We start from the raw sequence: 10446 nt of genomic DNA, 5'->3' as shown, positions 1-10446 counted from the left end.
CCTATGGATTTTTTGTTAGAACAGCTACGAGAAAAGTTTGAATCTCCCGATCTATTATTTGTCAATGGAGGTTATCTTCGCTATCAAGTGCGCCAAACTACTGTACAGGTGGCAATAAGCAAAACCCGGACAGCAGATATATTTGAGGAATTTGTCTTAAAATCTGCACTCGATCTTAGTCCTTCTCCAACAACAGATGAAATCGCCGATATGCTGGGAATAGATCCAATGTTAGTTCGGCAGACTATCGATAAGCTTACAAGTTCCAAAAATTTGAATATCAATTCCGATGATTCTACGCTTAAGGTTGAACCTCTCACACAAAAAATATTTGCCGAAAAACTTTCCATTTTATACCCTCAAAATCCAAAGAATATCTATGTCATTGAAGATTTTTTGTCGGAAAATATTTTGATCACAAAGAAACCGCTTAGTTCAATTTTCTTGGGTTCAGATGAATTGGATAATTTCTGTGACCAATCAAACAACTCAGATGAAAGAGAAAATTTTCAATCATCAATACAAGATTTTTTTGGTGAGGACGAGCAAATTTTTGTAACAGGTTTCCAGGAGATTGAGTCGAAAAAAATTTATCGGGCGATCGGTTTATTGATTTTTAAAGATTTAAACTGTCATCAACACTTAATCAAATATTTCATATTACCAGATAACTATAGCCAAATTAAAGATTCAACCGAAATAGAAAATGATATAAAAAACCTTAAAAATCTAGATAAAATTGACATTAACAGTCTTTTGAGTCATGATTTCAATCATCATGATGAAATTGAAGTTGACGAACCATCTCTAAATGAACCTATACGAGTTTATATCGGCTTACCACGACATCTAGCCAACAAGATATTGTGGGTTGATCGTAGATATAGAACTAATCCTCTATCTCATATTCCAGGTGGAAGTGATGTGGTAGTTGAATACCATAATGGGCAAGTTTTAGGGTATGACTGGATCAAAAAACCTTGGGTTTATATTAGAACTTTTTTTGCAGGATTGATAGAGTATGTTGATGATGAATTTGAGAGTCTGGATGAGATAATTCAGCTTCAAATGACTAAAAGTAAAATCTCAAGAGTTTATGCCAGAAAATACAAAAATGAGGAAGAACGAGCTGATACTGATTTTCAAGAAGTATGGAATTCACAAACGGCTAATGAAATGCCATGGACATCCTTGAAAAGATTTGCATATCAATCCTCAAAGCAATATTACCGTCATTTGAATTTACCTTCTGACTCTCAGCCAGCCAGTTTACTCGACTACTATGGATATGAACCAGAATATGAAGATCCAATAGATAAGGCTGAACGACTGTGGGGTATTCCCGATCCTAGGTTGGTGGAGGATTGGTATTAAAATTCCAGACACCCGAGGTGAGACTTTATTTATCTCCGCTGCTTAAAAAGAACACGATCGCTCGGAGCGTGTCATATATAGAGAACGGCGACTTAAAAACACTCAAAAACAATGGCACGAGATCTGCTGGGATTTTTAAAATTGTTGGCAGAACGGGGACAGTGCGGAAGGGTGCGGAAAATAGCAAAAAGCTGGAAATTGCGATCGCCCTTGGTGTTGATCCGTTGATTCAGATACTCCGATTCCGGTAGACTTGTCATAGTCGCTGTTTGCGGGGTTGTAGAGCGGTTATGGGGTGCAGTTAGAGTGTAAAACGTGAAACGGTGGATTTGGAAGTTAGGGGCAATTCTGAATTTGTACTACAAAGAACTATCACACCGGGTGAAGTTCTACAGGATGATCCCTTTGGCGACCACATAGGCTGTATAGGTAGCCAAATAGATAGACCAAAATAATTAACAAAAGCCCGATCCATTGCGTACCGGGCTTTTTTAGTGAATGGGGAATGTTGATTTGGTGGTTTTCTGAGCGTACCCCTTGACAACTGATATCAGTTAATGATATCAATAAACTGTTATCAACATCGGTGATAATGCAGACACTTCCTCCAAAGACTAATCAATATCGAAAACTGCAAGTGGTAGATGGGTTAAATGGGAAGCGTTTATACAAGTTAAGTGACTTGGCTGGCGATCGCTTTAGTTTTTCTGTATGATGATTATGGCCATGAGTAATGGCTACTTGACAACCCGTTATTCGTTAGGGCCACAGACAACTCTACTCCCAAGTCCTAACGGATTCTTGTGGCTTTGGCTTGATTGTGCGATCGCGTTTACTTCTTGTCCCTCGTTGTTCACTGCTAAGTATTTTGTAAATTAACTTCATCAATTCATTGTCTCTTGAGTTGACCTCTGCTATTAACTTTTGGTTTTGCTTCATCAAAGACCACACTAAAAATATCACTACCCCATCACTTCCTACCCGTAATAATTCTGGTAAAACATCAGTCGCCATAATCTTTATATTTTTGGTTTTGGATATTTAACGGAAAATAATCTTGATTTTTGGTTAAGTATTTTTCCATGTGGTTGATGTTTATCCATATAAGTTTATTATGGTCTTCTATTTCTCGCCTAAGCGTTGATGATATTCTGTTTAGCTCTTCTCTGTTTCTGTTGACTTGTACTCTAATTATTGTGTATTGAACTGATACATACCAGACCGTACTAATGAGTGAAAGTATCCAACTTATAATTACCGTAATTTTCTCAATTTCAATATCCACGGCGGAATTAACTCCTCTGTTGATGTGGATTTTTAATCACATTTGACTTGGGTTAATTTCAAGACTTTGACCAGATAACGCAGATAGAATCCGAATTATCTGGCAGCTTTAAATTTTCGACCAACTAACTTTTGACGTTCGGGACAATTATACTATTTTCATACTTTTCAAAAAAAGCTAGAGTTCTTTATAACCTCCTAAAAAATGTCCCGTCTAAACTTTCTATTACAGGCCTAATACTTACTGCTGAGACCACATTAATTGCTTTATTTCCTGGTTGTTGGTTGTATACTTACTGTGCTTGATATAATGCCCCTACTAAATGACAAAATTCTACGGTAGCGTCCACACTATCACCGCTTGCCCCCAATGTTTCTAGTAAGGTTTTAAACTGTGAATCATCTGGGAGATGGTCGATTAATTGATTAAGAGAGATGTCCATGTTAACTTACAAAAGCCTCAATTGTTACGTCAAACTTTAGATCCATTGTAGGATGATTTTCGATCCATGTTGCGTTTTTGAAAAAACGGCGGCGAACTCCTAACTTTCTAATCACCGAGGGGTTATCTGTAAACCCTTGAACTGGTGGATAATTAATCAGTTGCGGTTCCTCTGTAACGTATACAGTCCTTTGCTCTGTTATCCAGTCAGAATTTTCAGAATCATTATAATAATGCCCTCGAATAAGCAGCATTGACCTATAGCCATCATAGGGATTTTTCCACCGCCCCCAATCAGTTGAAAATTTAAACCTCAACAATGAGTATTGAGTAACTGGGGGGCTGTGAATTATCCACTCTTGACTTGGCTGATAGCTTGAAGCTATCACCTCCCATGTGCCATAAGCATCAGTAAAACTCATGCTTTACTTGATAACTTGACGACGGTCTAGACTAGCTCTCAATACTGGTTTCCCGTTTAGGGTTTTACCGCCACTATTATAATGATGTAAAGCAGCGTTTACGTTTTCTACGTCGCAAAATATTCTATATGTAATTGGTGGTCTATTAACTCCATTGTTGCAACTAACGCAAAGTCTCACCAATACACCAGCTCGCATTAATTCCCCAGTATCATAAACTGGCTCCTTCTTATTCGCATCAGCGACTGGACCTATTCCCAAATGTGTTACAGTGTTATCGTCATACATCACACTACTAGCTCTAAATACTCGAACCTTAGTGTCATCTACTAATTGACACAGTTTCGTTCTAGCCATTGATATATTTTCCTTTCTCTATTAACGGTAATCAACTCGTACACGATCGCGACATGAAGTTATCACTCCCGTACCATCCCAGGGCTTGTTAGGTAGTATCTGGATGGCTTCAGTAACCTTGTCTGTAGGCACATAAATATCAGCACCATAATACTTATTGTCTTTTCGGTAGTTAATTCGCATCTTCATTAAGAAACCCTCCTGCACAGCTTTATTTGGCTTAAGCATATGTGCATTTACATTTGTTGGATCTGTGTGGGCGGTCATTCCGAGATGTGTAGCAATGCCATTGTACCGATTAGAAAGCCGGGCAGCTACTTTAATGGTTCCCGTACCCCCTGGCGAGGGTGCATCCCAGCTATAAATTGTTGAACTATTTAGAGGGGGCATAGAATACCTGCCTTGTTGCTTTAAAACTGATTACCACTACATTCATAACAGGTATTTTTAGAGCGTGGAACAGTTACGGAAACCTATAGGGTTTCCGAACATACAAGGGAGTTTGTTTGATCTAAAAAAAATATTGGGGTTGTCTTCTAATCGGGATTCCTGTATATATGCCCGTTGTAGTCACAGAGAAGGATAGGCTCGTTGAGCATCTCTAAAAACAATTTCGCCTCTCTAAAATAGACGTGCCCGACCGGACGGCGGCGGGGTGGTTTAATTTTGTTACCCAATATCGTCACTTCTGGGGGCGTGATAGGAAACGCTTGGGTTGGATTTTGGTTGCTCGATGTAAAGACCTTTGAGTTATCAAATTCTATTTCCATCACCCGACAGATTCGCTGATAAAGATTAATCCCCTCTGATGCGCTAGTTGCAAAAACAAACGACTCTAACCCTTGGCGTTTATCTCTGTAGCTAACCGATTCTCTACCCTTGTGAAGACGAAATTGTTCGGGTTGTAGAAAGTTCTGGACAATTCTCTGAGCCAAATTTCTGATGTTAGCCTTAGTTAACAAGTCGCCAGTTCCGTTCGGGTTTTCTGTTTTTCCCACCAAACGGAATCCCACTCTTGCCTCTAATTGTCGGTAGCCTTTTTCCACATCCTCGATCCGTTCCAAAAAGTACAGCACAACCTTGGGAGCGCCCCGGTAACTAATACCCGTCGAGACCGTGCTATCCATCCCCTCACTGCTACCCCCACCCTCGTAGTGGATTTGTAGGATTTGCCTAATTAGCTCCTTGTCGTTCCCCGTCAAGACAACTGATTTGTTCTGAGAGCGATCGGGAAAATATTCTATTGTGCGGTGAAGCCCGAGATCCTTTGCTGTTTTTCGGGCTGAAGGTTTCCATTCAATGTAAGCCGGGCGAGAGCCTACCTCATTTCTCCATCTGCTTATTGTTTCCCCATTGGAATCCTTAACATTAGATGAAGGATAGTTAGTTCTTAAATTGGGGAGTTTTGGGTTCACTCTGTAGCGCAGTTCTGGATAACCCGCCGCCCAAACATCAAACCAATCCTCGAATTTTAGATCGCTGGCATTGAGAAGATGATCGAGCATCTTCTCCATCCATCCGAGTTGTGACAACTGCAATGCCAAGGCTGACTCAGAACCAGTCATCAGCAGCTTATAATCTGGGTTTTTTCTATCAGGTTGTAACTGATAAACGTTCCAGTTTGGCTGCAATTCTATTCGGACTCGTTCCGGCCGCTTATCTGATAGTTTCGTGATACGCCTTTGACGAGCCATCATGATGTAAGTTTGCTGGGTAAGTCTTCCAACGTCTGCCATTGATATCCCTCCTCTCAGGTGATGAATTTATACCGGTATCCACTCCTCATAAGTTCCCTGCTCTGACAACAACTCACCGAGGGTTTCAAAAAAAGTAGATGTCATTGTTTCTATACCCTCCCATTGTTGCTCATTCACCCAATCAAAATATTCATCTTCTTTAACTTTCGCCCAAGTTTCTTCTACTTTCTCCGAAACAATAAAAGGTGATTGCCCTTCCTTGCCCCAAGTATCTTCCTTATCCAACAACTTGGCTGCTACTTTTCTGGCGTTAATGTAAGTCATAACAAACAGTGCTTTTTTAACAACCTCTTGCACCGCATACCTCAGCGAGGATAACGCATCCACCAAAGTCTCTTTAATAGTCGGGTTAATCATACACATAGCGGCGATCGCACCTTCCCGAATCCTTAAACTTGTTGCCGCCGCACTACCCACCTTGCCCACCACTAAAGCCGCCAAAGATTTCCCGACTGTTTCCCCCAAGGGAACATATAAAGCATTAGCCGCTTGTTTTAAATCGTCCATCATTTTCTTGTCAGATGCTGCCCAATCAAAGTTATAGGCTTGAGAAACCCCTTGGGTCAATTTGCTCATCACTGTAGGTATTGTTACCCCTAAAAAACCGCCAACAAAAGCCGGATGGGCTGCTACTAAACTCCCTACACCCGCACCAACAAACCCTAATGCTTGTCCGCCAACAATCAGCACAGTCCCAGCAATTAAACCACCCGCTACAATCCCGGCTATTTTAGGAACCAGAGGAGCCTCTTGTAGCCATTCTTTGAAAAAACCCCAGTTCCCTTTTTTGATGTTTTCTGCAATAACTAAAGCTCCGCCCTTGACACTACCCGCCCACTTCTTAAAATCAAAGGCTTTTAAACTTTGAATCTGCTGATAAAAAGGGGTCGAAAAAGCATTAAACCACTGTGAAGACATTGCACCGCCAGCTATAGCGGTTGAAGTTAGTTCTCTCTGGTCTATCCCTACAATATTAGACATAGTTTTAACCTATATTATCAGCGTCGAATGGCAACAAGTCTCTACTTCGGCGAAATTCAGCTAGATTTTCCCTTGATGACAAATTGTCGGATTTGATTTGGCGATTCATCATCAACTCATCATTAGTTTTTAAGAGACGTGCCCGTTCCTCTCTAGTAGGAGGATTTTTGGGTTTATCTTTAAACCTCGGTTCTGTCATAGCATTATAGTAATTCATCAACCAAGAACGTTTAAACTGTTCAAAATCGCCGCCCCCAACGGCAGAAGCCACATTTAAATATTCTAAGTGTAGCCGAAAATCCAAGACAGCGATCGCTTCCTCTATTCTGTTGTTTGTATCAGTTCTTAACCCCGCTTTTTTCTCTCTTTCAGATGGTGGCTTCTTACCACTACCCGAATCGCTTGGGGGACGATTGGAACCACGGGGGGGATTTCTTTTGGTCACGATTATGTCCTCATTTTAGCTGCCATATTCAAAATTATCTCATAAAGGTCAGTGCTTTTAAACCTAAACTCATCAACCTCTATTTCATAATCATGAATCTCTAATAAATCGGGTAACATAGCTTCTGTCGTGTCTTCATCGTTTAAATCAAGTTTAGGCTCCTGACCCTTTTTACTATCCTTACCGAATCCCTTACCAGCTCCCCAGTGTTTTTTACCAAACACATTAAACTCAATCGGTAAAGTCACCACCTTCGAGATAATAGGAATTCCCAACCCGTCCAAAATCGCCGACGTTCTGTAATATAACTTAGCTAAAGTCCGATACATTCTCGTCATTATATAAGCTAGGCGAATCTGAATATTTAACCGGTTAGCACTATCACCTTTCAACTCAATCAACAGTTCAGTCTGAGCCTTTAATATAGCCCCCAGCGAGTTAAACTTTAACTCTATAGACTGGTCGCCTTTTTGGGCTTTATTCGTATCCTGAACTGTAACAGTGACCGGAGCATCAAAACCATAATTATCTATGGTTTTAAACAGGTCAGACATGATTTCCAGATAATCCTTATTCACATGATTACCTTTGCCTTCTGGTATCATCATGTTAGACGGGACTTGGAAATTCTTCTCTAACAATTTCCTAACTCCTAGGGCTTGATGGATTTCCCTAATCATCTTAGTTGAATCTTCACAGGATGGTTGAAGCATATCACTCCTTAATATTGGTAAACTTGGCGGCGGCTCTGGCTGATAATTGTCGGAAGGAAAAGAACCCCCCACATATGTAAGTTCCCAGAACACTGTGCGAAGATACAGATATTCTGAGTAGGGAGAGCCAGTTTCTGGGTCACTTAATGCTAACCAAGCAGCTCTTACTCTTTGTGTCGATGATACAATCTCAAACGGTCTGGAAAAACGAACAAATCTAGTTTGAGTAGAGGGTAGAAAAGCATTCCAGCCACTATGAGAACCAGCCTTCGTCAATCCGTAATTAAACTTTATCACAGTAGGAAATCGCGGGTTTTGAATACTCCAACCTTTCGACCGGCGGACGGCTCGAACATAGTCGTCAAGTGGACCGAAGGGAGCCTTCCCCAAAGGAATTATGGCTTCATACCCAACGACATCTACAATAAACTGAATGCTTGAGACCGGGTCATCTCCCATCATTGCTGACCCCTTATCTCCCAAAAGAAAATCTTTTCCCGATTGTCTCAAATCTGTCCAAAACCCCCAAGTATACATAACTTTTTTCATGAGGAAAACATTAACTAAAGCTCCGGTATAACCAGCCGGAGGTCTAGGAATTTCCACATTGGGAGGTTTGTCATTGTCTACATCATCGCTGGGATCTAGTTTGTCTCCCTCTGTTCCCTCCTCTTTGTCATCTTCACAAACATTTCTAGCAAAAGTAACCGTCTTTCCCCCAATAGTTACGCTCATCGATTGCTCGCATTCCCCAAAGTAAACCGAGACATTCGCATCGTTGATACTGTCAATTGTTCCCCCAAAACCTTTGGGGTTTCCATCCTCATCAAGGTCTACAAATCCGCGAGCCGTGCTGCCAATCTTTTCGGTTTTTATCCCTCGCCTGGTTCTACCATCCTGTAAATCCTCAGCTTCTATGCTTGCTTTAGGCAACATCGACCGGGCAAAATCAACCATTCCTCCAACGTCTATATCAATATCCCCGTCATCACGGGGAATCCTTACTCTCGCCCTGGGTTTGTCGTCCGCTTCTAATCTTTTGACCTCTCTTTCTATTACATCTACGGCTTGCCGGTAGTTGCGATTTCTAACAATGTCTTTCACCCTTCGGCTACGCTCTTCGACCTCTCGCATGACAAAAATTCCTCATCCCAATTAATCAATAATTGCATCCATCCCTCCTCAGACAACACCCGATTCTCAGTCAGCCATTCCGGTTCCATCGCCTCGATATTTTCCAAAGAAACCTGCTTAATGGTTTCCCGTTGTTTTATCATCATATAAGCATTAGGCAGGTACGGGCTTCTCCAAGACCTTAACATGGCAGTGACTGGCAACACTTCTAAAAAGTCAAAAGTTTGACATAGATACTCAAGTCTCTCTAACCATTGTTCAACGAGAAAACGATAGTCCCCCCTACTTCTTGAATCCGTTTTATCCGTTTGTCGATCCGTTTTCGGAAATTCATAAATTGCCCTGTATTGTATGGGGACATTAGCTAAGGCTTTTAACTCTCGAATGATAGGAAATCCATCAGATGGATGACCGGGGAGTAAAAAGTGGCGTTTGTATATCACCTTTTTAGCGTAAAGCATTTGCGATAAGTTAGTATCCCACAAATTAACTACAGCCAGTTCATATTGTCCCGCTGGTAGATGACTTAAATCCTGGGGTTTTTCACTGCTATATAAAGCTGTGTTCATTGATAAGAACTCTCCACAATCAACACCGTTGTCGTTCCCTCTATTACTTTTGCCCATATCGCGTCAGTTGGTATAAATCCTGCTACATTACCTGGATAATAAATCTGGCCGGGTGGCATTTTGAACGGATGGCTTGTCGCGTTACTCCCCGATGTTCCAAAACCCCAAAGGAGTTGGGTTTCTCCCTGGTTTTGAATCTCAAAATAAGCACGGTTCAAATTAGCTGAAACAAGCAATGTGGGATTAGGCCCGACAGTGATTGTATTCATCACCGTATTAGCCGGACGTTTAGCCATCAATATTAAATCTAATTCTACTCTATATTCCCCCTCAATGTAAAGAGTGTCATAGATGCGATTGCTGGTTATTGAACCGCCCCCTAATATTCCATCGCCATAATCCTTAAAACTTACACCCAGCCGGTCAAATCTACCAAATATTTTAACCTCGTTTGCTGTTAAGTAAGGATTAATTAGAGGAACATAAAACCGCCGCCCTCGATTTTGAATGACAGGACAAGCTGCCTCAATCCATGAACCGGTAGCACTTTTTCTTCTAAGCAATTGCAACCCAAATTTAGGATGATTGCTCTCTAATTTCATTAGTTTAGCTGCTTTTTCTGCTGCCGAATCTTCGGGGTAAAACTCAGGATAAGGAGACCGGGGAAAACTGGGACACCAAACTGAGGCGGTGAGACTTTCTAGGAAAACATTAGCCCGCCATAGCCATCTGGGGTCGATATTGGCAGATATTGAGTTAACGGTACTAGAAACAGCCCAAAGTGTTAATGGGTCACTAACATAATTACTGGCATTGCTTTGATTAATTTCAAATGAAAATGTGTCGGTTTCTGATAAGCGATTCTCTGCCATAGTTTAAGGTGTCAATAAGTATGGTTGTGCGGTTGAAGTCATGCCATCGGTGTAGTTAATAATTACAGGATAGTCTGTTAAAGTGATGGTGCATAT

Annotated in this window: 14 protein-coding genes; 3 read left to right on the top strand and 11 right to left on the bottom strand. The window is 41.1% G+C overall.

The window, feature by feature from the left end:
• Positions 1-3 precede the first annotated feature (3 nt).
• From N39L_RS10670 to N39L_RS10660, 3 genes are all read left to right on the top strand, one after another.
• A complete protein-coding gene (locus tag N39L_RS10670; protein ID WP_006617894.1) occupies positions 4-1374 on the top strand; it encodes a hypothetical protein in 1371 nt (456 codons plus the stop codon).
• Positions 1375-1697: 323 nt separating this feature from the next.
• Positions 1698-1829, top strand: coding sequence for a UbiD family decarboxylase domain-containing protein (locus N39L_RS10665; RefSeq protein ID WP_434221619.1), 132 nt, complete (start codon positions 1698-1700; stop codon positions 1827-1829).
• 137 nt (positions 1830-1966) lie between these two features.
• Complete coding sequence (locus N39L_RS10660) at positions 1967-2089, top strand: hypothetical protein (protein WP_286131313.1); 123 nt, start codon at positions 1967-1969, stop codon at positions 2087-2089.
• 62 nt (positions 2090-2151) lie between these two features.
• Here the strand turns inward: N39L_RS10660 and N39L_RS10655 are convergent, their stop codons facing one another.
• The 11 genes from N39L_RS10655 to N39L_RS10605 all read right to left on the bottom strand — a co-directional run bounded on the left by N39L_RS10655 (position 2152) and on the right by N39L_RS10605 (position 10350).
• Positions 2152-2388 (bottom strand): hypothetical protein, encoded by a 237-nt coding sequence (locus N39L_RS10655; protein WP_014275198.1) that lies wholly within the window; start codon positions 2386-2388, stop codon positions 2152-2154.
• Positions 2389-2951: 563 nt separating this feature from the next.
• The gene (locus N39L_RS10650; protein ID WP_014274412.1) at positions 2952-3101 is read right to left on the bottom strand and encodes a hypothetical protein; all 150 of its coding nucleotides are present in this window, start codon (positions 3099-3101) and stop codon (positions 2952-2954) included.
• A 1-nt stretch (position 3102) separates the two neighbouring features.
• Positions 3103-3522 carry a hypothetical protein gene (locus tag N39L_RS10645; RefSeq protein WP_014275197.1) on the bottom strand — a complete coding sequence of 140 codons (420 nt, stop codon included), beginning with the start codon at positions 3520-3522 and terminating at the stop codon, positions 3103-3105.
• A 3-nt stretch (positions 3523-3525) separates the two neighbouring features.
• Positions 3526-3879: a hypothetical protein gene (locus tag N39L_RS10640; protein WP_014275196.1), complete on the bottom strand. Its 354-nt coding sequence runs from the start codon at positions 3877-3879 to the stop codon at positions 3526-3528.
• A gap of 21 nt (positions 3880-3900) precedes the next feature.
• A complete protein-coding gene (locus N39L_RS10635; protein ID WP_014274796.1) occupies positions 3901-4269 on the bottom strand; it encodes a hypothetical protein in 369 nt (122 codons plus the stop codon).
• A gap of 146 nt (positions 4270-4415) precedes the next feature.
• Positions 4416-5615: a hypothetical protein gene (locus tag N39L_RS10630; protein ID WP_014275195.1), complete on the bottom strand. Its 1200-nt coding sequence runs from the start codon at positions 5613-5615 to the stop codon at positions 4416-4418.
• A 27-nt stretch (positions 5616-5642) separates the two neighbouring features.
• Positions 5643-6617 carry a hypothetical protein gene (locus N39L_RS10625; RefSeq protein ID WP_014275194.1) on the bottom strand — a complete coding sequence of 325 codons (975 nt, stop codon included), beginning with the start codon at positions 6615-6617 and terminating at the stop codon, positions 5643-5645.
• Between the two features lie 4 nt (positions 6618-6621).
• Positions 6622-7062: a hypothetical protein gene (locus N39L_RS10620; RefSeq protein WP_014275193.1), complete on the bottom strand. Its 441-nt coding sequence runs from the start codon at positions 7060-7062 to the stop codon at positions 6622-6624.
• 2 nt (positions 7063-7064) lie between these two features.
• A complete protein-coding gene (locus tag N39L_RS10615; RefSeq protein ID WP_014275192.1) occupies positions 7065-8909 on the bottom strand; it encodes a hypothetical protein in 1845 nt (614 codons plus the stop codon).
• Positions 8876-9478: a hypothetical protein gene (locus N39L_RS10610; protein ID WP_014275191.1), complete on the bottom strand. Its 603-nt coding sequence runs from the start codon at positions 9476-9478 to the stop codon at positions 8876-8878. The genes N39L_RS10615 and N39L_RS10610 overlap by 34 nt, the downstream gene beginning before the upstream one ends.
• The gene (locus N39L_RS10605) at positions 9475-10350 is read right to left on the bottom strand and encodes a hypothetical protein (protein WP_014275190.1); all 876 of its coding nucleotides are present in this window, start codon (positions 10348-10350) and stop codon (positions 9475-9477) included. The genes N39L_RS10610 and N39L_RS10605 overlap by 4 nt, the downstream gene beginning before the upstream one ends.
• Between the last annotated feature and the right edge of the window lie 96 nt (positions 10351-10446).

Source organism: Limnospira platensis NIES-39, assembly GCF_026000695.1.
Classification (GTDB): domain Bacteria; phylum Cyanobacteriota; class Cyanobacteriia; order Cyanobacteriales; family Microcoleaceae; genus Limnospira; species Limnospira platensis.
Note: the sequence above shows the minus strand (reverse complement) of the source record. Positions and strands in the feature narration are given on the sequence as shown.